The sequence below is a fragment of the Clostridium fungisolvens genome, assembly GCF_014193895.1.
Classification (GTDB): domain Bacteria; phylum Bacillota; class Clostridia; order Clostridiales; family Clostridiaceae; genus Clostridium_AR; species Clostridium_AR fungisolvens.
Genome location: NZ_BLZR01000001.1, coordinates 4445898 through 4470247, shown reverse-complemented (window position 1 = coordinate 4470247; position 24350 = coordinate 4445898). Strand labels below are relative to the sequence as shown.

At 34.2% G+C, this 24350-nt stretch carries 22 protein-coding genes, 1 tRNA gene and 1 other annotated feature; all 23 genes read left to right on the top strand.

Going from position 1 to position 24350, the window contains the following annotated elements:
- Positions 1–15 precede the first annotated feature (15 nt).
- Positions 16–1269 (top strand): glutamate-5-semialdehyde dehydrogenase, encoded by a 1254-nt coding sequence (locus tag bsdtw1_RS19810; RefSeq protein ID WP_183279231.1) that lies wholly within the window; start codon positions 16–18, stop codon positions 1267–1269.
- Between the two features lie 161 nt (positions 1270–1430).
- Positions 1431–3239, top strand: coding sequence for a penicillin-binding transpeptidase domain-containing protein (locus bsdtw1_RS19805; protein WP_183279230.1), 1809 nt, complete (start codon positions 1431–1433; stop codon positions 3237–3239).
- A 35-nt stretch (positions 3240–3274) separates the two neighbouring features.
- Positions 3275–3691, top strand: a complete 417-nt coding sequence (locus bsdtw1_RS19800; protein WP_183279229.1) for a Mini-ribonuclease 3 — start codon at positions 3275–3277, stop codon at positions 3689–3691.
- A 271-nt stretch (positions 3692–3962) separates the two neighbouring features.
- Positions 3963–4703, top strand: coding sequence for an FAD-dependent thymidylate synthase (thyX, locus tag bsdtw1_RS19795; protein ID WP_183279228.1), 741 nt, complete (start codon positions 3963–3965; stop codon positions 4701–4703).
- Positions 4704–4745: 42 nt separating this feature from the next.
- Positions 4746–5606 carry a 23S rRNA (guanosine(2251)-2'-O)-methyltransferase RlmB gene (rlmB, locus tag bsdtw1_RS19790; protein ID WP_183279856.1) on the top strand — a complete coding sequence of 287 codons (861 nt, stop codon included), beginning with the start codon at positions 4746–4748 and terminating at the stop codon, positions 5604–5606.
- A 23-nt stretch (positions 5607–5629) separates the two neighbouring features.
- The gene (locus tag bsdtw1_RS19785) at positions 5630–6139 is read left to right on the top strand and encodes an NYN domain-containing protein (protein WP_183279227.1); all 510 of its coding nucleotides are present in this window, start codon (positions 5630–5632) and stop codon (positions 6137–6139) included.
- Between the two features lie 72 nt (positions 6140–6211).
- Positions 6212–6850, top strand: coding sequence for an RNA polymerase sporulation sigma factor SigH (gene sigH, locus bsdtw1_RS19780; RefSeq protein WP_183279226.1), 639 nt, complete (start codon positions 6212–6214; stop codon positions 6848–6850).
- Positions 6851–6941: 91 nt separating this feature from the next.
- Positions 6942–7017 (top strand) — tRNA-Thr (locus tag bsdtw1_RS19775).
- 61 nt (positions 7018–7078) lie between these two features.
- Complete coding sequence (tuf, locus tag bsdtw1_RS19770; RefSeq protein ID WP_183279212.1) at positions 7079–8272, top strand: elongation factor Tu; 1194 nt, start codon at positions 7079–7081, stop codon at positions 8270–8272.
- Between the two features lie 164 nt (positions 8273–8436).
- Entirely contained in the window at positions 8437–8586 is a 150-nt protein-coding gene (gene rpmG / locus bsdtw1_RS19765; protein ID WP_128211257.1) for a 50S ribosomal protein L33, read from the top strand.
- 36 nt (positions 8587–8622) lie between these two features.
- Positions 8623–8856 carry a preprotein translocase subunit SecE gene (secE, locus tag bsdtw1_RS19760; protein ID WP_183279225.1) on the top strand — a complete coding sequence of 78 codons (234 nt, stop codon included), beginning with the start codon at positions 8623–8625 and terminating at the stop codon, positions 8854–8856.
- 38 nt (positions 8857–8894) lie between these two features.
- Complete coding sequence (nusG, locus tag bsdtw1_RS19755) at positions 8895–9416, top strand: transcription termination/antitermination protein NusG (RefSeq protein WP_183279224.1); 522 nt, start codon at positions 8895–8897, stop codon at positions 9414–9416.
- A gap of 72 nt (positions 9417–9488) precedes the next feature.
- Positions 9489–9914: a 50S ribosomal protein L11 gene (gene rplK / locus bsdtw1_RS19750; protein WP_128211260.1), complete on the top strand. Its 426-nt coding sequence runs from the start codon at positions 9489–9491 to the stop codon at positions 9912–9914.
- Positions 9915–9972: 58 nt separating this feature from the next.
- Complete coding sequence (rplA, locus tag bsdtw1_RS19745; protein WP_183279223.1) at positions 9973–10662, top strand: 50S ribosomal protein L1; 690 nt, start codon at positions 9973–9975, stop codon at positions 10660–10662.
- A 43-nt stretch (positions 10663–10705) separates the two neighbouring features.
- Positions 10706–10832: a sequence feature (ribosomal protein L10 leader region), on the top strand.
- A 37-nt stretch (positions 10833–10869) separates the two neighbouring features.
- On the top strand, positions 10870–11373 hold the full coding sequence (gene rplJ, locus bsdtw1_RS19740; RefSeq protein WP_183279222.1) for a 50S ribosomal protein L10: 504 nt from the start codon (positions 10870–10872) through the stop codon (positions 11371–11373).
- A gap of 53 nt (positions 11374–11426) precedes the next feature.
- The gene (gene rplL / locus bsdtw1_RS19735) at positions 11427–11789 is read left to right on the top strand and encodes a 50S ribosomal protein L7/L12 (RefSeq protein ID WP_183279221.1); all 363 of its coding nucleotides are present in this window, start codon (positions 11427–11429) and stop codon (positions 11787–11789) included.
- A gap of 292 nt (positions 11790–12081) precedes the next feature.
- Positions 12082–12933, top strand: coding sequence for a BglG family transcription antiterminator LicT (gene licT / locus bsdtw1_RS19730; protein WP_183279220.1), 852 nt, complete (start codon positions 12082–12084; stop codon positions 12931–12933).
- A 217-nt stretch (positions 12934–13150) separates the two neighbouring features.
- Complete coding sequence (ptsG, locus tag bsdtw1_RS19725) at positions 13151–15184, top strand: glucose-specific PTS transporter subunit IIBC (protein ID WP_183279219.1); 2034 nt, start codon at positions 13151–13153, stop codon at positions 15182–15184.
- Between the two features lie 428 nt (positions 15185–15612).
- A complete protein-coding gene (rpoB, locus tag bsdtw1_RS19720) occupies positions 15613–19311 on the top strand; it encodes a DNA-directed RNA polymerase subunit beta (RefSeq protein ID WP_183279218.1) in 3699 nt (1232 codons plus the stop codon).
- A gap of 21 nt (positions 19312–19332) precedes the next feature.
- Positions 19333–22869: a DNA-directed RNA polymerase subunit beta' gene (rpoC, locus tag bsdtw1_RS19715; RefSeq protein ID WP_183279217.1), complete on the top strand. Its 3537-nt coding sequence runs from the start codon at positions 19333–19335 to the stop codon at positions 22867–22869.
- A gap of 154 nt (positions 22870–23023) precedes the next feature.
- A complete protein-coding gene (locus bsdtw1_RS19710; RefSeq protein WP_183279216.1) occupies positions 23024–23263 on the top strand; it encodes a ribosomal L7Ae/L30e/S12e/Gadd45 family protein in 240 nt (79 codons plus the stop codon).
- A 68-nt stretch (positions 23264–23331) separates the two neighbouring features.
- The gene (rpsL, locus tag bsdtw1_RS19705) at positions 23332–23709 is read left to right on the top strand and encodes a 30S ribosomal protein S12 (protein WP_183279215.1); all 378 of its coding nucleotides are present in this window, start codon (positions 23332–23334) and stop codon (positions 23707–23709) included.
- 141 nt (positions 23710–23850) lie between these two features.
- Positions 23851–24321 (top strand): 30S ribosomal protein S7, encoded by a 471-nt coding sequence (gene rpsG, locus bsdtw1_RS19700; protein WP_183279214.1) that lies wholly within the window; start codon positions 23851–23853, stop codon positions 24319–24321.
- The last annotated feature ends 29 nt before the right edge of the window (positions 24322–24350 follow it).

Below are 24350 nucleotides of genomic sequence, written 5' to 3'. Positions count from 1 at the left end.
GGGGAGGTAACAAAGATGGATTATAAAGCATATATGATGCAAAAAGGATTACTAGCAAAAGAAGCTTCAAGACGTATGGCTAATGTTACGACAGAAGTTAAGAATCAAGCTCTTTTAAATATAGCAAAAGCTATTAGAGAAAACACAAATATCATAATATCAGAGAATGCTAAGGATATAGAAAATGGTAGAAACAAAGGTTTATCTAAAGCTATATTAGATAGATTGCTTCTGGATGAAAAAAGAATAGAAGCTATGGCTTCAGCCGTGGAACAAGTAGCAGGACTTAATGATCCTATAGGAGAAGTTATTGAAGGATTTAAAACTTATAATGAACTTAAGATTTCTAAGATAAGAGTCCCATTAGGTGTTGTAGGTATAATATACGAAGCTAGGCCTAATGTTACTATTGACGCGGCAGCATTATGTATAAAGAGCGGAAATAGCTGTATCCTTAGAGGTGGTTCTGAAGCAATAAATTCTAATATAGTAATTTCGGGAATTATATCTAAGGCTGCAACAGAAAGTGGACTTCCAAATGGAGCTGTAACCTTTGTTGATATAACTGACAGAGAAATAGTTGATATAATGCTTAAATTCAATGAATGCATTGATGTTCTTATTCCTAGAGGTGGTGCTAACCTAATAAGGAAGGTAGTTGAAAATGCCACAGTTCCTGTAATAGAAACTGGAGTTGGTAATTGCCATGTATTTGTAGATGAAAGTGCTGATGTTAAGAAGGCTATTGAAATTATAGTTAATGCTAAGACTCATAGACCAGGAGTATGTAATGCTATAGAGACTATATTAATCCATAAGAATATTGCGGAAAATATACTTGGAGAACTTAAAAAAGAGCTTGAAGAAAAAAAGGTTCAATTAAGAGGTTGTGAAGAAACTAGAAGGTTTATCCAATGCGAAGAAGCGACAGATGAAGATTGGGCTACGGAGTATCTTGAGCTAATATTAGCAGTTAAGGTTGTTACAGATATTGATGAAGCGTTAGAACATATATATAAGTATGGAACGAAACATTCAGAAGCTATAGTAACCGAGAACTACACAAATTCTCAAAAGTTCTTAAAAGAAGTAGATGCAGCTGCAGTTTATGTAAATGCTTCTACTAGATTTACAGATGGAGGAGAGTTTGGTTTTGGGGCAGAAATAGGTATATCAACTCAAAAGCTTCATGCAAGAGGACCTATGGGATTAAAAGAATTAACTTCGTATAAGTATTTGATTTACGGAGATGGGCAAATTAGGAAATAAATTTGAAGAAATTTTTAATTTTATTAGAGTAGCTTATGCTACTCTTTAAATTTTTATATAAAAATCTTATAATATGATTTAAAATAGAATAGGAATAAAATTTATTAGGAATGAGTAGTATATAGGTTAAGATATATATGTACAAGCTGAGGAGGTTTTTTATGAAGCAAAGAAAATTTATTAATAGTACTAAAAGGTCCTTTGTAGTTATAGGGATTATAACATTCTTATTTGCTGCATTATTTTTTAGATTGGGATTTTTGATGATTGTCAGAAAAAACTTTCTTGTAGCTAAAGCTGAATCACAGTCTTCGTATCAACAGACAATTATGCCTAAGAGAGGGAGTATACTAGATACAAATGGTCAACAGCTCGCAGTTAGTGGTGATGTTTATAAATTGAGTTTGGACTTGCTTGAGGTTCATAATTATGCGGATACTAAAAGTAGAAAAACTGGAGATAAGCCTCAAGAAATAGTGAAGGATATAGCAGATAAATTTGCAGATATTTTAGGAAAAGATAAAAAAGAAGTTGAAGAATTTATGGAAAAAACAAATGATCAAGGGGTTTATCCAAGAGGTTTGCCTCTTGCTAGAAAAATAGAAAAGAGCCAAATAGATAAAATAAAGGAATTAAGAGATAAAAATAGCTATAATTTTGTGATCATTGAAAATGATACTAATAGATACTATCCTAACAATAACTTTCTTGCTCAGGTATTAGGTGGAGTAGATCTAGATGGAAAAGGTCTATTTGGCTTAGAACAGTACTATAATAAGGATCTTACAGGAGTTCCTGGAGTTAGCATAAGCCAGGTTGATAGAAAATCTAGAGACTTACCATATTCTAATCAAATATATACTCAACCTGTGAACGGTAAAGATTTAACTACAAGTATAGACTCGAGAATTCAATATATTTGCGAAAAAATAGCGGAAAAGACAATGGAATCTACTAAGGCTAAAGGTGTAAATATACTAGTCACTGATCCGAAAACTGGTGAAATATTAGCAATGGTAAATAAGCCTGATTTTAATCCAAATGATCCTAAAAAAGGAATCACGGATAACAATGCCCTTTTTGAGTTGTGGAGGAATAAGGCTGTAAATGATGTATATGAACCCGGTTCAACTTTTAAATTGGTAACTATGTCAGCTGCTTTAGAAGAAAATCTTACTTATAGAGACGATCAGTTTTATGATAAGGGATATGTTATTGTTGATGGGGTAAGGATAAATTGTTGGAAAGATGGAGGGCATGGAGCTGAAAATCTAGTAGACTTATTAAAAAATTCTTGTAATCCAGGTTTTATAGAATTGGGTAAAAGACTAGGTAAAGAAAAAATGAATAGCTATATAGAAAAATTCGGATTCGGAAAGCAAACTGGTATAGACTTCCCAGGAGAAGCAGCAGGTATAGTAAAATCTACATCAACTATGAGTAATGTAGATTTGGCTACAATTTCTTTTGGTCAAACTGATGCGGCATCTATGGTACAGCTTATAGGAGCTATAAATGCTGTATTTAACAATGGAGTATATACAACTCCTCACTTCATGAAGAACTTATCACAAGTAGATGCAGACGGTAATAGAAAGGTAGTTGCTACCTATGAAGAAAAGAATAGCAGGCAAGTAATAAGTCAAAAAACTGCTAACACAGTTGCTGGATTCTTAGAAGAAACTGTATCTAAGGGCTCTGGTAAGCTTGCTTACATTGAAGGTTATGGAGTAGCAGGTAAAACTGGAACTGCTCAGAAAGCAAATATTGGTGGCAAAGGATATGGAAAAGATGTAGTTGCTTCGTTTATTGGAGGGGCTCCATATAATAACCCTAAAATAAGCCTTCTAGTTACAATAGATTCACCTGAAGGAATTGAACATATGGGGGGAGAAATAGCAGCACCGGTAGCTCATGATCTTTTTGATCAAATATTTAGAGCTATTGGATATGACCCTACAAAAAAATAATGCGCTTTAGGAAAGCATAATTTTAAGGAGATTACATGTTAGAAGATTTACTTTTTAAAAAGTTAACAAAAGAAGAAGCTAGGAGATTAAACCCACTTCAATTAGCATTTGTAGGAGATGGGGTTTATGAAACTTTTATAAGAAATTATATATTGCTAGAAAATAAGGAATTATCAGCACATAAAATTCATGTTAAAGCTATTCAGTATGTAAAGGCTCATGGACAAAGTGAAATTATGAAGGCTTTAGAATCAGAGCTTGGTGAAGATGAGTTTTATATTTTCAAAAGAGGAAGAAATGCTAAGTCGGCAACAGTTCCTAAAAATGCAGATGTTATTGAATATAGAGCTGCAACTGGATTTGAAGCATTAATCGGATATCTATTTCTTATAGCAGATAAAGAAAGGTTACTTTATGTTTTAAACAGAAGTATAGAGATAATTAATCACTAAAATTATATACATATAGATGTTTAGATATTTAAATATTTATATGTATATGTTTATAAAATTAAATACTCATAAGATTTTTTATTTATATAATTATATGTTTATAAAAATATAAGATTATATAAATATATAGTAAGTATGAGTCTTTGATGGGGTTTTTATAAAATATTCATAGCTAAAAAAGCTTTGTATAAGTTGAAAAATAATATGATAATGTTAATACATTAGTTTAAGGTTCTTTATATGAGCAATAATATTAAGAGGAGTGGAAGGTTTGAGTTTAAAAGTTAAGTTAATACAATATACCCCTGATGCTGAGAAAGTTATTGCAGCAGCAGCTAAACTTTGTTATAGTTCAGTTGGAATTGATTCTATTATGGACAATCTGAATGAAGAAAATACGGATAAGTTTTTAAATATGCTTGTATCTATAGGACATGAATCACCTATAGAACATGTATCTTTTACTTTTGGAGTAGAAGGCGTGTCTAGAAGTTTAAGTCATCAGTTAGTAAGGCATAGAATAGCATCATACTCTCAACAAAGTCAAAGGTATGTAAAATTAAATCAATTTGAGTATATAATACCTCCAAGTATAGAGAGTGACGAAAAAGCAAAAGAAGTATACATAGCTGCTATGGAAAAAAGTCAAGAGGCTTATGATTCTTTAGTGGAAATTTTAAAGACTAACTACATAAGTTCTGGTATAGATGAAAAGAGCGCTGAGAAAAAGGCTATTGAGGATGCAAGGTATGTATTTCCAAATGCCTGCGAGACAAAAGTTGTTTTTACTATGAATGCAAGAAGCTTACTGAATTTCTTTCATCATAGATGCTGTAACAGAGCGCAATGGGAAATAAGAGCAATGGCAGATGAGATGCTTGAAGAAGTTAAACAGGTCTGTCCTACTCTATTTAAGAAAGCTGGACCTAATTGCGTTAAAGGAGCTTGTCCGGAAGGAAAGATGACTTGCGGCAAAATTGTTGAAGTAAGGGAAAAATACTTAGGAAAATAGGAATACAAGATTTAAGGAGATGAAGCACTTATGGCTCAAAAAATGAACAAAAGTAATTACAAAAATGAGAATAAGACTGATTATAAAAAGAATAATAAGTTTGTCAAGAATGAAAATGTAAAAAGGAACACAAGAGAAGATAGAAGAGAAGTAGACGCTCCTATTAGAGAAGACGTAGTAGTAGGTAGAAATGCAGTTATCGAAGCTTTAAAGTCTGATACAACTATAGAGCAAATATTAATTGCTAACGGTAATATGGAAGGTTCAATTAATAAGATTATTGCAATGGCTAAAGATAAAAAAGTTGTTATTAAAGAAGTGGATAGAAAAAAACTAGACTCAATTAGTGAAACAGGAGCACATCAAGGCGTAATTGCAATAGTAACTCCATTCAAATATTCAGAAGTAGCGGATATACTAAAATATGCAGAAGAAAAAGGCGAAAAGCCATTTATTGTAATATTAGATGAACTTGAAGATCCTCATAATCTCGGATCCATAGTTAGAACTGCTGAGCTTTCAGGGGTGCATGGCATAATTATTCCAAAAAGAAGAAATGTCGGAGTAACACCAACGGTATACAAATCAGCTGCAGGGGCAATAGAACATATGATGATTGCAAAGGTTACAAACATAAATGCAGTTATTGATGAATTAAAGGAAGCTGGAGTATGGGTTTATGGCGCTGAAATAGATGGTGATTCATATTCATATGAAACTGATTTTTCTGGTGCATGTGCTTTGATTATAGGTAGTGAAGGAAGAGGTATGTCTAAGCTTACAAAAGATAAGTGCGATAAATTAGTTAAGATACCTATGGTAGGAAAAATAAACTCTTTGAATGCTTCAGTTGCAGGTGGAATAATGATGTACGAAATATTAAAATCAAGACTTTTGAAATAGTTTCAATAGAGTAGAGTGATATTGTGAGAATAATATATATTGATGGGTATAATGTTATAAACAGTTGGCCGAATTTAAATAAGATTAAAGACTATAGTTTCGAGTCAGCTAGACAACAGCTTATCGATACTATGCAGAATTACGGAAGCTATAAATCCTCCAAGATAGTTATTGTCTTTGATGCTCACAAAGTGGGTGGAAATATGGAGAAGAAAGATATAGCTGGGATGGTGACTGTGGTCTTTACTAAAGACGGAGAAACTGCTGATGGATACATAGAGAGAATGATAAATAACATAGGTAGAAAAGTTGAAGTTTTTGTTGTAACGTCAGACTGGTTAGAACAACAAACTATTTTTCAAAGAGGTGCTGTAAGGATGTCTTCCTTAGAGTTTTATAATGAAGTTTTATCTATAGAGGATAAGATAAGAAAAAAGACGGAAAAAAGTAAACTAAAGCAAAAAAACTTACTAGAAGATAGTATTGATAAAAAAATACTGGAAGAACTTGAGAAAATACGCAGGAGTCGTTGATTTTACTTGACTTAGAAAGATTGGCTGATTTATAATTATTTAAGTAGCATCAGTGGTTAAAGGGGGGATAGTGTGGAGACGAGAGGTAGAGATAATAGCTTTGGGGAGTTTAAAGAAATTTCTGACGAAGAAGTAGTAATTAGAGCCAAAAAGGGTAATACTAATGCACAGGAGTATCTTATAAATAAATATGAAAACTTTGTCAAGACAAAGGCTAAGTCGTATTTTCTTATTGGAGCTGACAAAGAAGATATTTATCAAGAAGGTATGATAGGTTTGTATAAATCTATTAGGGATTTTAATCCTGAAAAGCTTACCTCATTTAAGGCGTTTGCTGAATTATGTGTCACTAGGCAGATAATTACAGCAATAAAAACTGCAACAAGGCAAAAACATATTCCTCTAAATACTTATGTTTCCCTTAACAAACCTATATATGATGAAGAATCTGACAGAACATTGCTTGATGTACTGGCTGGGCTTAAGATAACAGACCCAGAAGAACTTATAATAAGCAAGGAAGAAATGACTCATATTGAAAAAGAGATGGGAAGAGTGCTTTCGGATCTTGAGATGGAGGTGCTTATGTCTTATTTAGACGGCAAGTCATATCAAGAAATTGCTTGTGATTTGGATAGGCAGGCTAAGTCCATAGATAACGCACTGCAAAGAGTAAAAAGAAAGTTAGAAAAATGTTTAAATATTAAATAATACAAAATACAAAAAATATTGACAAAAAAAATTAATGGTAGTAAACTTTATAATTGGTATATGTTATATATCAATTATATTATATAAAACTGCTCACGTAGCTCAGTCGGTAGAGCGTCACCTTGGTAAGGTGGAGGTCGACGGTTCAATCCCGTTCGTGAGCTCCATTTTTTGGAATTTACAAAACGCTAGGCAAAGTTTATCAAATTAAAAAAGGAGGAACACACAATGGCAAAGTCTAAATTTGAAAGAAATAAGCCACACGTAAATATCGGAACAATAGGACACGTAGACCACGGTAAGACAACATTAACAGCTGCAATCACATCAGTATTAGCAAACAAGGGATTTGCAGAAGCATTTAAGTATGACGAAATAGATAAGGCACCAGAAGAAAAAGAAAGAGGAATCACAATCAATACAGCACACGTTGAGTACCAAACAGAAAACAGACACTATGCTCACGTTGACTGTCCAGGACATGCTGACTATGTTAAGAACATGATAACAGGAGCAGCACAAATGGATGGAGCTATATTAGTTGTATCAGCAGCAGATGGCCCAATGCCACAAACAAGAGAACATATACTACTAGCATCAAGAGTTGGTGTTGACTATATAGTAGTATTCTTAAATAAAGCAGATATGGTTGACGACGAAGAATTATTAGAATTAGTTGAAATGGAAGTTAGAGAACTATTAAGCGAATACAACTTCCCAGGAGACGACATTCCAGTAATAAAGGGATCAGCATTAAAAGCATTAGAAAACCCAACTGACCCAGAAGCAACAGCTTGCATAGGTGAGTTAATGGATGCAGTAGATAGCTATATCCCAACACCAGAAAGAGCAACAGATAAGCCATTCTTAATGCCAATAGAAGATGTATTCACAATCACAGGTAGAGGAACAGTTGCAACAGGAAGAGTTGAAAAGGGAATACTACATGTAGGTGAAGAAGTAGAAATAATCGGTTTATCAGAAGAAAGAAGAAAGACAGTAGTAACAGGAATAGAAATGTTCAGAAAGTTACTAGATGAAGCACAAGCAGGAGATAATATAGGAGCTCTTTTAAGAGGTGTTCAAAGAACAGACATCGAAAGAGGTCAAGTATTAGCAAAAACTGGATCAGTAAACCCACACAACAAGTTCGTAGGTCAAGTATACGTACTTAAGAAAGAAGAAGGCGGAAGACATACACCATTCTTCGATGGATACAGACCACAATTCTATTTCAGAACAACTGACGTAACAGGATCAATCAAGTTACCAGAAGGAATGGAAATGGTTATGCCAGGAGACCACATCGACATGAACGTTGAATTAATCACTCAAGTAGCGATGGATGAAGGATTAAGATTCGCTATAAGAGAAGGTGGAAGAACTGTAGGTTCAGGTGTTGTTACTAGCATTATCGGTTAAGATCATCTTATGTGAGGGCTGGGTTAAATAACCTAGTCCTTTAAATAATCATGATTTCTTGACATGATACGCTATTTATGATAAGTTAATTGAGTAACAAACTCATTATAAAAAAAGAGTTTATTTTTTTATGCCCATTATTTATTTGACTGGAGGTGCAGATCATGAGAGTGAAAGTAACTTTAGCATGCACAGAATGTAAGCAAAGAAACTATAATTCAATGAAGAACAAGAAGAATGACCCAGATAGATTAGAAATGAAGAAATACTGCAAGTTCTGCAAGAAGCATACTCTTCATAGAGAGACAAAGTAATTAAATTTTACACACTTTGTTTAAGGATGTGAATTTATGGCTGTAAATGGGAAGGTTAAACAGGCTGAAGCTAAAAAAGAAGCTGGCTTATTTAAGTTTTTAAGAGAGGTTAAGGCTGAAGTTAGTAGAATAACTTGGCCATCCAAAGACGAATTAAAGAAGGCGTTTATAGCAGTAGTGATTTTCGCTCTAGTATATATGGTACTAGTTGGCGGAGTAGACTTCATATTACAAAACCTCTTTGATTTACTTTTTAAACTTAAGAAATAAGAGGGAGGTTGGATGGATTTATATCCATCTGATAAATTATGAGTGAAAGAGCTAGATGGTACGTAGTACACACATATTCTGGCTATGAGAATAAGGTTAAAGCTAACCTTGAAAAAGCCATTGAAAACAGAAATCTTCAATCATTCATCCAAGACGTTCAAGTACCGATGGAAGAAGTAATTGAAGAAAAAGATGGTAAGCAAAAAGTAACTCAGAAGAAGAAGTTCCCAGGATATGTGTTAGTGAAAATGATGATGACTGATGACTCATGGTATGTAGTTAGAAATACTAGAGGAGTTACAGGATTCGTTGGACCTGGATCAAAACCAGTGCCACTTACCGATGAAGAGGTAGAATCTATGGGAGTGAATGAAGCTCCAATAGAGATTAACTTAGAGGTAGGAGAGTCAATTAGGATTGTTTCTGGTCCTTTAAAAGATTTTATGGCGACTATTCAAGAAATAAATCCGGAAAAGCACAAGGTTAAGGCCTTGGTTGATATGTTTGGCAGAGAGACTCTTGCTGAACTAGATTTCCATCAAGTTGAAAAATTAGATTAACAATCAGACTAACGTCTTAATCAAGTGGGAGGGCGTATGTCCGAAATTACCACAGTATAGGAGGAATAACTCATGGCTAAGAAAGTAACAGGAATGATTAAATTACAACTTCCTGCAGGAAAGGCAACACCAGCACCACCAGTTGGTCCAGCTTTAGGACAACACGGTGTAAACATTATGGGATTCTGTAAAGAATTCAATGCAAAAACAGCTGATAAAGCTGGTCTTATAATACCAGTTGTTATTACTGTATATCAAGATAGATCTTTCAGCTTCATTCTTAAAACTCCTCCAGCTGCCGTTCTTATAAAGAAGGAGCTAGGATTAGAAAGCGGTTCAGGAGTACCAAACAGAACTAAAGTTGGTAAGATAACAAAAGAACAAGTTAGAAAAATAGCTGAATTGAAGATGCCAGACTTAAACGCTGCATCAGTAGAAGCTGCTATGAGCATGATAGCAGGTACTGCTAGAAGCATGGGCGTAGTTGTAGAAGAATAATATTCACTTAATCGGTGGGAGGTACTTACCGTTAATACCACAAAGGAGGCTTATATAAATGGGTAAGAAGTACGTAGAAAGCGCGAAGTTAGTTGATAAGAGCGCATTATATTCACCAGCAGAAGCTTTAGAATTATCAATAAAGACAGCTAAAGCTAAATTTGATGAAACTATAGAAATACATGTAAGATTAGGGGTTGACCCTAGACACGCTGACCAACAAGTTAGAGGAGCTGTTGTTCTTCCACACGGAACTGGTAAGACTGTTAAAGTATTAGTTTTTGCTAAAGGCGATAAAGCTAAAGAAGCAGAAGCTGCAGGAGCAGATTTCGTTGGAGCTGAAGAATTAGTTTCAAAGATCCAAGGCGAAAACTGGTTCGATTATGATGTAGTTGTAGCTACTCCAGATATGATGGGTGTTGTTGGTAGATTAGGTAGAGTTTTAGGACCTAAGGGATTAATGCCAAACCCTAAGTCAGGTACAGTAACATTTGATGTTGCTAAAGCTATAGCTGATATTAAAGCTGGTAAAGTAGAATATAGAGTTGATAAAACTGCTATAGTTCACTGTCCAATAGGAAAGGCTTCATTCGGCGTAGAAAAGTTAGCAGATAATTTCCATACTTTAATGGAAGCTGTTATAAAAGCTAAGCCAGCAGCTGCAAAAGGACAATACGTTAAATCAGTATCACTTTCAGCTACAATGGGACCTGGAGTTAAGGTTAACCCAACAAAAGTTTTAGAATAGTATTGACTTAACGATATTAATCTAGTATAATAATTTTTGTTGTTAAAAGAGAATAATATTTCCGTAGACAGTGGGTGCGTAAGCATAACGTAAAACAACCTGCCGAGGGTTCCAATACAAGTTTGTAATGGTCTTTTCGTATCTACGGAAAGACCTTTCTTATTTATATAAAGCAGTTTTAGACTGTGAGGAGGTGGACACACAGTAATGAACAAGAATAGAGAATTAAAAGAAGCAAAAGTTGCTGAAATTAAAGAAAAGTTAGAAAAAGCTCAATCAGTTATTCTTGCAGACTATCAAGGTCTAACAGTTGAAGAAGATACTGAATTAAGAAAAGTATTAAGAGAAGCTGGTGTAGAATATAAGGTTTATAAAAACACTATGGTAACATTAGCTGCTAAAGAACTTGGACACGAAGGTATAGTTCAATACTTAGAAGGACCAGTTTCAATAGCATTCGGATACGAAGATGTTACAGCTCCAGCAAGAATTTTAGCTGATTTCGCTAAAACTCATAAGAAACTAGAGCTTAAGGCTGGTATAGTTGATGGACAAATATTTGATCAAGATAAGGTTAACCAACTTGCATCAATACCATCAAAAGAAGTTCTTATTGCAAAACTTCTTGGAAGCTTCAAGGCTCCAATATCAAACCTTGCTTACTTATTAAGTGCTATAAAAGACAAGAAAGAAGCAGAATCTGCTGAATAGTCTTTAAAAAACTAAACTATAAAATTAACTGAAAAATTTCGGAGGTGCGAATAATGAATAAAGAACAAATCATTGAAGCTATAAAGAATATGACTGTTTTAGAATTAAACGACTTAGTAAAGGCTTGCGAAGAAGAATTTGGAGTTAGTGCTGCTGCTCCTGTTGCTGCTGCTGGTGCTCCAGCTGCTGCTGCTGCAGAAGAAAAGACTGAATTCGACGTAGTATTAGCTAGCGCTGGTTCAGAAAAGATAAAGGTTATAAAGGCAGTTAGAGAAATAACTGGTCTTGGATTAAAGGAAGCTAAGGAAATAGTTGACGGAGCTCCTAAGACTCTTAAAGAAGGCGTTTCAAAGGAAGATGCTGAAGCTATGAAAGCTAAGTTATCAGAAGTTGGAGCTACTGTAGAAGTAAAGTAGTCTTTTAAGATAAGACACTGCTTAAAGCGGTGTCTTTATCATTTAATATAACAATTTAAATAGAAGGTAAAGATTATTGGGAATTTTTATATATGAAGCAATAAAGATACATTGACAAGAAAAGCGTTAAATGATATTTTGATTAAGATGGTATAGTTATATATAAGGATTGTTACTGATAAGCAGGCAATACCTAAATTAAAGTAAACTATTAAAATATTATAGTTAATTTTGATTTGGGTATTTTATTAATTTAGCTGTTAAATAAGTTGAGATGGAAGTGGGTTAATCTATGATCATTGAAAAAATATTGAATAACAATGTTGTGATTACTGTAGATCCCAAGACAAGACGAGAAAAGATTCTCATGGGGAGCGGATTAGCTTTTAAGAAAAAAGTAGGGCAAGAAATTGAGGATGATAAAATTGAGAAGATATTTATAATGGATAATCCTAATGACAGCGATAAGTTTAAAAAGTTGATAGAAGAAATTCCTATGGAGATTATACAGATAACTGGAGATATAGTAAAAGAAGCTGAAGAGCGATTAAACAGGACGTTAGATAATCACATTTATGTTGCATTGTCCGATCACATAGCTTTTTCTATAAAGCGACTTGCAAACGATATAATGGTTCAAAATAACTTGTTAGTGGAAATAAAAAGAGTACATAGAGAAGAGTTTAAAATTGGACAATGGGCAGTAGGGTATATAAATGAGAAACTTAATGTTTCATTACCTTTAGATGAGGCAGGTTTCATTTCGCTTCATATAGTAAATGCTAGTTATACTGATAATATAGGCGAATCATATATATTAACTAATGTTGTAAGAGATGTTCTAAATATAATTAGATATCATTTTTCTACAGAATTTATAGAGGATGATTTAAATTATGATAGACTATTAACTCACTTAAAGTTTTTCGCCAAAAGAGTAATTACTGCCGAAAATACTGAAAAAACAGACAGTGAATTTATAGATATAATTAAAATTAAATATAGAGATGCTTATGACTGTTCATTAAAGATTAAAGCTTTTATAAAAAGTAAATATAACTATGATGTTATTGAAGATGAGCTAGTATACCTAAGCTTACATATACATAGAGTGATAAATGTAATAAAGGCTAAAATTAAATAACATGATTGTTACTGAGTATGCAAGCAGATCCAAGTTTATTGCAAGATCTAATTCGATTTACATCGTTTTAGAGATCGGTTTGCAATAGATTTGGGTCTTTTATTATATAGATTATTTCTCTTCATGTTGCCATAGATACGGCTTTTTAATTAAGAAAATATATTGAAAAATAGTATAGACAAGTGATGCAAATATAACAAATATAAAAGGAGAAAAAATGAAAAAGATTTTTGGGGTTTTACAGCCTGTAGGTAAAGCGCTTATGCTTCCTGTAGCACTTCTCCCAGCAGCAGGTATATTACTTGCTTTTGGTAATATGTTTAGAAATCCTTCATTCTTAGACAAGGTTCCAGCATTAAATGCGCATTGGTTCCAGCTTTTAGCCTCTGTAATGGAGAATTCAGGTAGTGTAGTTTTCGGCAACCTTGCACTTTTATTCGCGGTTGGTGTTGCTGTTGGATTAAGTGATGGTGAAGGTGTTGCGGGATTAGCTGCAATAGTGGGTTTTCTTATAATGAATACAACGATGGGAACCTTCCTTGGTGTCAACGCAGACATGCTAAAGGATCCGATGTATGCAAATGTATTAGGTGTACCAACACTTCAAACAGGAGTTTTTGGTGGAATAATTATAGGCATAGTAGCATCTGTATTATATAAAAGATATTATAGGATTGAATTGCCATCGTATTTAGGTTTCTTTGCAGGAAAAAGATTTGTACCGATAGTAACTGCAGCAATTGCAGTAGTAATAGGACTTCTTATGACTTTAATATGGCCTCCTATACAACATGGTTTATTTGCGTTTTCAAGTGGAATGATCGACACAAACAAAACGTTGGCAGCATTTGTATTTGGAGTAATTGAAAGAGCATTAATACCATTTGGCTTACATCACATATTTTATAATCCGTTCTGGTATCAGTTTGGTGAATATACCAATAAAGCTGGACAGTTAGTAATGGGTGATCAGAATATATTCATGGCTCAGTTAAAGGATGGGGTTCCTTTCACTGCAGGTACTTTTATGACTGGTAAGTTTGTATTTATGATGTTTGGGCTGCCAGCAGCTGCATTAGCAATATATCATGAAGCTAGGCCTGAAAAGAGAGCGGTAATTGGAAGCATAATGCTTTCTGCTGCATTAACTTCATTCCTAACAGGTATAACAGAGCCGTTAGAATTCTCATTTTTGTTCGTTGCACCAGTATTATTTGGTATACACTGTATATTTGCAGGATTATCATTTATGATAATGAATATATTAAACGTAAAGATAGGCATGACATTCTCAGGTGGAGTAATAGATTACATATTGTTTGGTGTTATACCTAATAGAACACAATGGTGGTTAGTAATACCGGTTGGATTAGTACTCTCAGTAATCTACTACTTTGGATTCAGATTTGTAATAAGAAAATTTGATTTGAAGACTCCAGGAAGAGAAATTGAAGATGAAAATGTTGCGGTTGCTGGAGGTAACGATGATCTAGCTGCAGGAATAATTGCTGCATTAGGCAACAAAGAAAATATTAAGAGTATTGATGCTTGTATAACAAGATTGAGGGTTACAGTAAATGATATACATAAGGTTGATAGTAATAGATTAAAGCAATTAGGTGCAGCAGGAGTTATGAGGGTTGGTGAAAACATTCAGGCTATATTTGGACCAATGTCAGATATAATAAAATCACAGATAAGTGATATAATGGCTGGTAGAACTGTAACTAAGACTTTACCTAAGCGACAGGTGGTTGTTAATAAGCCAGTGGAATATAAAGAAGTTTCAAGTAATGATAGTATAGCGGCTCCTATGGCGGGAAAACTTTTAGATCTAAGTGAAGTACCAGATGACGTATTTGCATCAAAAATGATGGGTGATGGATTTGCTATAAATCCAACTGACGGAGTATTAGTTTCACCGGTAGATGGTGTTGTAGAATCAATATTCCCAGCTAAACATGCATTAACGATGATTGCAACCAACGGAAGAGAGCTTTTAATTCATATAGGTATAGATACGGTGCATTTAAGGGGGCAAGGATTTGAGTTGGTAGTAGAACCAGGGCAAAAGGTTAAAAAAGGAGACACGCTTCTAAAAATAGATTTAGATTATATAAAAGCAAACACTAAATCTACGATTACTCCTATAATATTTACTAATTTAAGTGAAGAAGAAGAAGTGATTTTATCATCTAACAGAGCTGTAGTAACGGGACAAAAAGGTATAGCATTTATAGTGAAAAAATAGTAATATCTAATTAGGCAAGCCTAGGGTAAAACTCTAGGTTTCTTTTTATATTTGTTAACTAAAATTTAATTTGATTAGTTTTGATGGAAATATTAACATGTATTTATATGTCAAGTTTCATAATTTAATAAAAGCAGGAATTTATAATAGGGGAATAAATTAGTTTCTATTCACAAAACCATATTAGTAAATTTTGTTTGCAAAGTTATCATAAATACATTATAATATATTTTTATAAATTTAATTGACAACTATTCAATGTTATGGTAGTATATTTAATTGCATTGAAATATAACTTTTTACATGTAAATTGGAAAGTTATGAATTAAATTATAAAATTTAGGCAAAATAATTAGATGCAGTGTATTAACTCCAATAGCATTTTTATGTTTATTGGTTATTTTAGTTTATACAAGGGGTGAAAGTTGATGGTACATCCTGTCCAAAATGGAAAAAGAACTAGAATGAGCTTTGGAAAGGTAAACGATGTTGCAGAAATGCCGAACCTAATTGAGGTACAATTAGATTCATACCAGTGGTTTTTAGATGAAGGTCTTCAAGAGGTATTTGATGACATAAATCCAATAGGAAACTTTACTGGGAATCTTGTACTTGAATTTGTAGGTTACAAGCTTGATAGGGATAATATCAAGTACTCTGTAGAAGAGTGTAAAGAAAGAGATGCAACATTTGCTGCTCCATTAAAGGTGGCAGTAAGGCTCCAGAATAAAGAAACTGGTGAAATAAAGGAACAAGAAGTTTTCATGGGTGATTTCCCACTGATGACTGAACAAGGTACATTTGTTATTAATGGTGCAGAAAGAGTTATAGTTTCACAATTGGTAAGATCACCAGGCGTATACTATAATTTTGCTGTTGATAAAAGTGGTAAAAAACTTTATTCTTCAACAGTTATACCAAACAGAGGTGCTTGGTTAGAGTATGAAACAGATTCAAACGATGTTATCTATGTAAGAATAGATAAGACAAGAAAATTACCAATAACGATTTTAGCAAGAGCTATGGGTTTTGGAAGTGATCAAGAACTTGTTGAATACTTTGGCGAAGACGAAAGATTTAAAGCTAGTATTGAAAAAGATAATACTAAGACAAAAGAAGAAGCTTTACTAGAAATATATAAGAGACTAAGACCAGGCGAACCACCAACTGTTGATAGTGCAGTGTCACTTATAGATTCATTGTTCTTTGATGCAAAGAGATATGATTTATCAAGAGTAGGTAGATACAAGTTTAACAAAAAATTAGCAATTAACTTAAGAGTTGCAAATCAAATTGCAGCTACTGATATTGTTAATCCTGAAACTGGTGAAGTTTTAGTTTCAAAGGGTGAAAAGATATCAAGAGCTAAGGCAGAAGAAATTCAAGATTCAGGAATCAATTCAGTTGATATTATTGTTGATGATAAAGTAATTAGAGTAATAGGTAATCACTTTGTTAACATACATAAACAATTCAACTTTAACACTGATGATTTGAATATTAGAGAATTAGTTCATTACCCAACTTTAAAAGAAATTAAAGATAACTACTCAGATGAAGAGTCTATAAAGACAGCTATAAAGAAAAACATAAATAAACTTATACCTAAGCATATTGTAAGAGATGATATATTTGCTACAATAAGCTATGAACTTGGCTTAGCTTGGGGTGTAGGATATGTTGATGACATAGACCACTTAGGAAATAGAAGACTTAGATCTGTTGGTGAATTACTACAAAACCAATTTAGAATTGGTCTTTCAAGAATGGAAAGAGTAGTAAAAGAAAGAATGACTATACAAGATCAAGAAGGCTTAACTCCAGGTGGATTAATAAATATAAGACCTGTAGCAGCGGCTATTAAAGAGTTCTTTGGTAGTTCACAGCTTTCACAATTCATGGATCAGACAAATCCTCTTTCTGAGTTAACTCATAAGAGAAGACTTTCAGCTCTTGGACCAGGAGGTCTTTCAAGAGAAAGAGCAGGATTTGAAGTAAGAGACGTTCATCATTCTCATTACGGTAGAATGTGTCCTATAGAAACTCCAGAAGGACCAAATATAGGTCTTATAAACTCACTTGCTACATTTGCAAGAGTTAATGAGTACGGATTTATAGAAACTCCTTATAGAGTTGTAGACAAGGAAACAGGAAAAGCTACAGACGAAATAAGATATTTCACAGCAGATGAAGAAGATCAATATCTAGTTGCTCAAGCAAAGGAACCAATAGATGCAGAAGGTAACTTTGTTGATAAGAGAGTAACAGTAAGAGAAAAGGGAGAAGTTTTAGTTGTCCCTAGAGAAGAAGTTGATTTAGTAGATGTTTCTGCAAGACAGATAGTTTCAGTTGCTACTGCAATGATACCATTCTTAGAAAATGATGATGCTTCAAGAGCACTTATGGGATCAAACATGCAACGTCAGGCGGTTCCACTTTTAAAACCTGCAGCTCCTGTAGTTGGTACGGGGATTGAATTTAAAGCGGCAGTAGACTCAGGAGTTCTTCCTAAGGCTAGAAACGCTGGTGAAGCTATATACGTAAGTGCAAATGAAATTAGAATCAAGAGAGATTCTGATGGTGGAATAGATACTTATAGACTTCTTAAGTTTAAGAGAAGTAACCAAGGTACTTGTATAAATCAAAGACCTATAATCTCAAAGGGAGAGAAGATAGCTAAGAATCAAGTATTAGCAGATGGACCTTCAACAGACCTTGGAGAAATAGCTCTAGGAAAAAATATAAGAATTGGTTTCATAACTTGGGAAGGATATAACTATGAAGATGCTATGCTTATTTCTGAAGAACTAGTAAGAGAAGATGTGTTTACTTCGATTCATATAGAAGAATATGAGTGTGAAGCTAGAGATACTAAGCTAGGACCTGAAGAAATAACTAGAGATATACCAAACGTAGGAGAAGATGCTTTAAAAGATCTTGATGACAGAGGAATAATAAGAATTGGTGCTGAAGTTAGATCAGGCGATATTCTTGTTGGTAAAGTTACGCCTAAGGGTGAAACTGAACTTACTGCTGAAGAAAGATTACTTAGAGCTATATTCGGTGAAAAAGCAAGAGAAGTTAGAGATACTTCTTTAAGAGTTCCTCATGGAGAAGCTGGTATAATAGTAGACGTTAAAGTCTTTACAAGAGAAAATGGAGATGAATTACCTCCAGGAGTAAATGAACTTGTAAGATGTTATATCGCTCAAAAGAGAAAGATATCTGTTGGTGACAAGATGGCTGGTAGACATGGTAATAAGGGGGTTATCTCTAGAGTATTACCTGAAGAAGATATGCCATTCTTACCAGATGGAAGACCACTTCAGATCTGCTTGAACCCACTAGGAGTTCCTTCTCGTATGAATATAGGTCAGGTATTAGAAGTTCATTTAGGATGGGCTGCTTCTAGATTAGGTTGGCATATATCAACTCCTGTATTTGATGGTGCTACTGAAACTGATATAGAAGATTGTTTAGAACAAGCAGGATACAACAGAAATGGAAAGACAAAACTTAGAGATGGTAGAACCGGAGATGAGTTTGATAATGAAGTTACTGTTGGAATAATGTATATATTAAAACTTGCTCACTTAGTTGATGATAAGATACATGCTAGATCTACAGGTCCATACTCTTTGGTTACACAACAGCCACTAGGTGGTAAAGCTCAATTCGGAGGCCAAAGATTTGGTGAAATGGAAGTTTGGGCATTAGAAGCTTATGGTGCTGCTCATACACTTCAGGAAATCTTAACAGTTAAGTCAGATGACGTTGTAGGTAGAGTTAAGACTTACGAGTCAATCGTTAAAGGTGAAAATATTCCTGAACCAGGTGTACCAGAATCATTCAAGGTTCTAATCAAAGAACTACAAGCTTTATGTTTAGATGTTAGAGTCTTAAATGATGATAAAGAAGAAGTTAAACTTAAAGAACTTGTAGATGAAGATATAGAAGAATTAGAAGTAAATATAGAAGGTACTGAAGATTTAGTACCACAAACTCCAGATGTCGACGATAGTTATACTAGCGGAGAAGAAACTGAAGAAGATATAGATTACGATAGTTTAGATTTTGACGAATTCAATACAGACTTAGAACTTGATGATTTCAATGATGAACACTAAAAGTGAAGGGAGGATATACCCTTGTTTGAGTTAAATAATTTTGACGCTTTACAAATAGGATTGGCATCTCCAGAACAGATAAGAGAATGGTCTAGAGGTGAAGTAAAAAAACCTGAAACTATAAATTACAGAACACTAAAGCCAGAAAGAGATGGTTTGTTCTGTGAAAGAATATTTGGACCACAAAAAGACTGGGAATGTCATTGTGGTAAGTATAAGAGAGTTAGATATAAAGGTATTGTTTGTGATAGATGTGGTGTTGAAGTTACCAAAGCTAAGGTTAGAAGAGAGAGAATGGGGCATATAGAACTGGCTGCCCCAGTATCTCACATTTGGTACTTTAAAGGAATTCCATCTAGAATGGGATTAATACTTGATATGTCCCCAAGAGCATTAGAAAAAGTTTTATACTTTGCATCTTATATAGTTATAGATCCAAAGGAAACACCTTTATTAAAGAAACAGCTTTTAAATGAAAAAGAATATAGAGAAGCTGTAGATAAATACGGTGAAGAAAGCTTTGTTGCTGGAATGGGTGCTGAAGCAGTTAAGGATTTATTAGCTGAGATTGATTTGGAAAGATCATCAGTTGAGCTAAAAGAAGAATTAAAAACAAGCACTGGACAAAAAAGAGTTAGAGTTATAAGAAGACTTGAAGTTATAGAATCATTCAGAAAATCAGGAAATTATCCTGAATGGATGATTGTTGATGTAATTCCAGTTATACCTCCAGATTTAAGACCAATGGTTCAACTAGATGGAGGAAGATTTGCAACATCTGACTTAAATGATCTTTACAGAAGAGTTATAAACAGAAATAACAGACTTAAGAAGTTGTTAGATCTTGGAGCTCCTGACATAATCGTTAGAAATGAAAAGAGAATGCTTCAAGAAGCTGTTGATGCTTTAATAGATAACGGTAGAAGAGGAAGACCAGTAACTGGTCCTGGAAACAGACCTCTAAAATCTCTATCAGATATGCTTAAAGGTAAGCAAGGTAGATTTAGACAAAATCTACTTGGTAAGAGAGTTGACTACTCAGGAAGATCTGTTATAGTTGTAGGACCTGAACTTAAGATGTACCAATGCGGACTTCCTAAGGAAATGGCTCTAGAATTATTTAAGCCTTTTGTAATGAAGAAGCTAGTTCAAGATGGAGTAGCTCACAATATAAAGAGTGCAAAGAGAATGGTAGAAAGAGTAATGCCTCAAGTATGGGATGTACTTGAAGATGTAATTGCTGATCATCCTGTGTTACTTAACCGTGCTCCTACTCTTCATAGACTTGGAATTCAAGCTTTCCAACCTGTACTTGTAGAAGGTAGAGCTATAAAGCTTCACCCACTTGTATGTACAGCATATAATGCGGACTTTGATGGAGACCAAATGGCTGTCCATGTTCCGTTATCAGTGGAAGCTCAAGCTGAAGCAAGATTCTTAATGCTTGCTGCTGGAAACATACTTAAGCCATCAGATGGTAAACCAGTATCTGTACCTACACAGGATATGGTTCTAGGATCATACTATCTAACAATGGATAAGGATGGAGCTCTAGGAGAAGGTAGACATTTTGCATCAGTTGAAGAAGCTTTAATGGCTTACCAAGTTAAAGAAATAGAGATTCATGCAAAGATATTTGTAAGAATGACTAAGGTTGTGGATGGAGTTAAAAAATCCGGTAGTATTTATACTACTATTGGTAAAATAATATTTAACGAATCTATACCTCAAGATTTAGGATTTGTTGATAGAACTAACCCAGCTGATGAATTTAACCTAGAGGTTGATTTCCTGATAACAAAGAAATCATTAGGAAAAATTATAGATGCTTGTTATATGGTTCATGGTCCAACAAAGACATCTGTTATGCTTGATAAGATAAAGGCACAAGGATATCACTATTCAACAATAGGTGCTGTAACAGTAGCAGCATCAGATATGATAGTACCAGATGCTAAGTATGAACTATTAAGAGAAACAGATGAAACTATTGAAAAGATAGAAAAGATGTATAGAAGAGGATTCATATCTGAAGAAGAAAGATATGAAAGAGTTATAGAAAAATGGACTAAGACAACTGAAGAAGTTGCGAATGCACTTATGGATAGTTTGGATAAATTTAATCCAATATTCATGATGGCGGACTCAGGAGCCAGAGGATCTAAATCTCAGATTAAGCAGCTTGCTGGTATGAGAGGTCTTATGGCAAGTCCATCAGGTAAAATTATAGAATTACCAATCAGAGCTTCCTTTAGAGAAGGTCTAGACGTATCAGAATACTTTATATCCACTCACGGTGCTAGAAAAGGTAATGCCGATACAGCTCTTAAGACTGCTGACTCAGGATACCTAACAAGAAGACTTGTTGACGTAAGCCAAGATGTTATAGTAAGACATGAGGACTGTGGCACTGAAGAAGGTTTATATGTAAGTGAGATAAAAGATGGTAATGAAATAATTGAAACCATTAAAGAAAGAATTGTCGGAAGATATATAGCAGAAGATATAATTAATCCAGCAACTAAAGAACTTATAGTTCCTGCACAAACTTATATAGAAAATGATATGGCAGATAAGATTGTTGCAGCTGGAGTTAATAAAATAAAGATTAGATCTGTATTTACATGTAAAGCTAAGGTTGGAGTTTGCGCTAGATGTTATGGTATGAACATGGCAACTGCACAAAAGATCAACATTGGTGAAGCTGTAGGTATAGTAGCAGCTCAATCAATAGGTGAGCCTGGTACACAGCTTACAATGAGAACATTCCATACTGGTGGAGTTGTTGGAGCAGATATAACTCAAGGTCTTCCTAGAGTTGAAGAATTGTTCGAAGCAAGAAAGCCAAAGGGATTAGCAATAGTAAGTGAAATATCAGGTACAGCAAGAGTAGAAGAAACAAAGAAGAAGAGAACTGTTATAATAACTTCAAATGAAGGTGAAGAATATAGCTACGATATACCATTCGGATCAAGACTTAAAGTTTCAGATGGAAGCGTAGTAGAAGCCGGTGATGAAGTTACAGAAGGTTCAGTAAACCCACATGATGTTATGGCAATTAAAGGTGTGGATGGAGCTAGACAATATCTTCTAAATGAAGTTCAAAAGGTTTATAGACTACAAGGTGTTGATATCAATGATAAGCATCTAGAAGTAGTTGTTAGACAGATGACAAGAAAAGTTAAAATTACTGAATCTGGAGATACTGAACTTCTTCCAGGTACATTAATAGATATGTTTGATTTTGATGGTGAAAATGAAAGAGTTCAAGCTTTTGGAGGAGAATTAGCTCAAGGTGAGAAAGTTCTTCTTGGTATTACAAAAGCAGCTCTTGCAACAGACAGCTTCTTATCTGCTGCATCATTCCAAGAAACTACTAGAGTTTTAACTGATGCTGCGATAAAGGGTAAGATTGATCCATTACTTGGATTAAAGGAAAATGTAATAATTGGTAAACTTATTCCTGCTGGTACCGGTATGATGAGGTACAGGTCAGTAAAATTGAGCACAGAAAGCAGTTTAGCTGAAAAAGAGACTGCAAATGCTCTGGAAGAGTAGTAATTAATTATATTGACAGTAAAATTGATAGATGATACAATACAATTTGTGTGATTTAGCATAATTCTACAAGATTAACTTGTTTTAATGATAGCATTGAGGTAAAGTCTGATGCTTTACCTCTATGTTACTGTTTATTAGGGAGGTAATTTTCATGATAGACAGACTTTTAGGTAAAAAGGTCATAGGCACTAAGCAATGTATCAAATCCATGAAAAATGGAGAAGGAAAAACGCTTTATATAGCTAAAGATGCTGAACAAAAGCTAGTTAATCCAATAGTGGATTTGGCTAAAGAACATGGTGTTGATGTAAAGTATGTTAATACAATGAAGGAACTTGGTCGTATGTGTGGTATAGAAGTAGGTTCTGCTGCTACACTTATGCTAGAGTAACTTAAAGTAACTTAGCGAACACCTAATATTTATATAGATAGTTCAAAAACTTTCAGGAGGTGAAATGAATGCCAACTATAAGCCAATTAGTAAGAAAAGGCAGAAAGACACTAGCAACCAAATCAACTGCACCAGCACTAAAGGAATGTCCTCAAAAGAGAGGAGTTTGTACTGTAGTTAAAACTACTACTCCAAAGAAGCCTAACTCAGCGCTTAGAAAAATTGCAAGAGTTAGATTAACTAATGGATATGAAGTTACAGCTTACATCCCAGGTGTTGGGCACAACTTACAAGAGCACAGCGTTGTTCTTATAAGAGGTGGAAGAGTTAAGGATCTTCCTGGTGTTAGATACCACATAGTAAGAGGAGCATTAGACTCTGCTGGAGTAGCTAACAGAATGCAGTCAAGATCAAAATATGGTGCTAAGAGACCAAAGCAAAAATAATTTTTGCTGACAGTGCTATGTCTTCAGTATTTACATAGATTTATATAGATTTATTTAGATAGCAGAAGTCAGAGCGCTTTACGGTATTAATTTACCGAGTACCGATGAACTTAAAACTAAATTGTTAAGGAGGGAAGAAAAGTGCCAAGAAAAGGACATATTGCAAAGAGAGATGTATTAGCAGATCCAGTTTACAACTCAAAGGTTGTTACTAAGCTAATAAACAGTGTTATGGAAGATGGTAAAAAAGGAGTAGCACAAAAAATATGCTACGATGCATTTGAAATCATGGCTCAAAGAACAGGCAAGGAAGCTATTGAAGTTTTCGAAACAGCTATGAACAACATCATGCCATTACTTGAAGTAAAGGCTAGAAGAATAGGTGGAGCAAACTACCAAGTTCCGATAGAAGTTAGACCTGAAAGAAGACAGACTCTAGCACTTAGATGGTTACTTGCAGCTTCAAATAACAGAGGCGAAAAGTACATGAGAGAAAGATTAGCTAACGAGCTTTTAGACGCGGCTAATAATACTGGAGCAGCTGTTAAGAAGAGAGAAGATATGCATAGAATGGCTGAGGCTAATAAAGCATTCGCTCATTACAGATACTAATCATAAAACTGTTTTGGCTTGTGCCAAAG

What these genes read in the sequence shown, in the direction of transcription:
- rpoB (WP_183279218.1), top strand. Translation starts at nt 15,613, where the DNA reads ATGGTACATCCTGTCCAAAATGGAAAAAGAACTAGAATGAGCTTTGGA.
- bsdtw1_RS19805 (WP_183279230.1), top strand. Translation starts at nt 1,431, where the DNA reads ATGAAGCAAAGAAAATTTATTAATAGTACTAAAAGGTCCTTTGTAGTT.
- rpsL (WP_183279215.1), top strand. Translation starts at nt 23,332, where the DNA reads ATGCCAACTATAAGCCAATTAGTAAGAAAAGGCAGAAAGACACTAGCA.
- tuf (WP_183279212.1), top strand. Translation starts at nt 7,079, where the DNA reads ATGGCAAAGTCTAAATTTGAAAGAAATAAGCCACACGTAAATATCGGA.
- ptsG (WP_183279219.1), top strand. Translation starts at nt 13,151, where the DNA reads ATGAAAAAGATTTTTGGGGTTTTACAGCCTGTAGGTAAAGCGCTTATG.
- rpmG (WP_128211257.1), top strand. Translation starts at nt 8,437, where the DNA reads ATGAGAGTGAAAGTAACTTTAGCATGCACAGAATGTAAGCAAAGAAAC.
- rplL (WP_183279221.1), top strand. Translation starts at nt 11,427, where the DNA reads ATGAATAAAGAACAAATCATTGAAGCTATAAAGAATATGACTGTTTTA.
- rplA (WP_183279223.1), top strand. Translation starts at nt 9,973, where the DNA reads ATGGGTAAGAAGTACGTAGAAAGCGCGAAGTTAGTTGATAAGAGCGCA.
- secE (WP_183279225.1), top strand. Translation starts at nt 8,623, where the DNA reads ATGGCTGTAAATGGGAAGGTTAAACAGGCTGAAGCTAAAAAAGAAGCT.
- rlmB (WP_183279856.1), top strand. Translation starts at nt 4,746, where the DNA reads ATGAACAAAAGTAATTACAAAAATGAGAATAAGACTGATTATAAAAAG.
- rplJ (WP_183279222.1), top strand. Translation starts at nt 10,870, where the DNA reads ATGAACAAGAATAGAGAATTAAAAGAAGCAAAAGTTGCTGAAATTAAA.
- bsdtw1_RS19810 (WP_183279231.1), top strand. Translation starts at nt 16, where the DNA reads ATGGATTATAAAGCATATATGATGCAAAAAGGATTACTAGCAAAAGAA.
- licT (WP_183279220.1), top strand. Translation starts at nt 12,082, where the DNA reads ATGATCATTGAAAAAATATTGAATAACAATGTTGTGATTACTGTAGAT.
- rplK (WP_128211260.1), top strand. Translation starts at nt 9,489, where the DNA reads ATGGCTAAGAAAGTAACAGGAATGATTAAATTACAACTTCCTGCAGGA.
- bsdtw1_RS19710 (WP_183279216.1), top strand. Translation starts at nt 23,024, where the DNA reads ATGATAGACAGACTTTTAGGTAAAAAGGTCATAGGCACTAAGCAATGT.
- nusG (WP_183279224.1), top strand. Translation starts at nt 8,895, where the DNA reads ATGAGTGAAAGAGCTAGATGGTACGTAGTACACACATATTCTGGCTAT.
- bsdtw1_RS19800 (WP_183279229.1), top strand. Translation starts at nt 3,275, where the DNA reads ATGTTAGAAGATTTACTTTTTAAAAAGTTAACAAAAGAAGAAGCTAGG.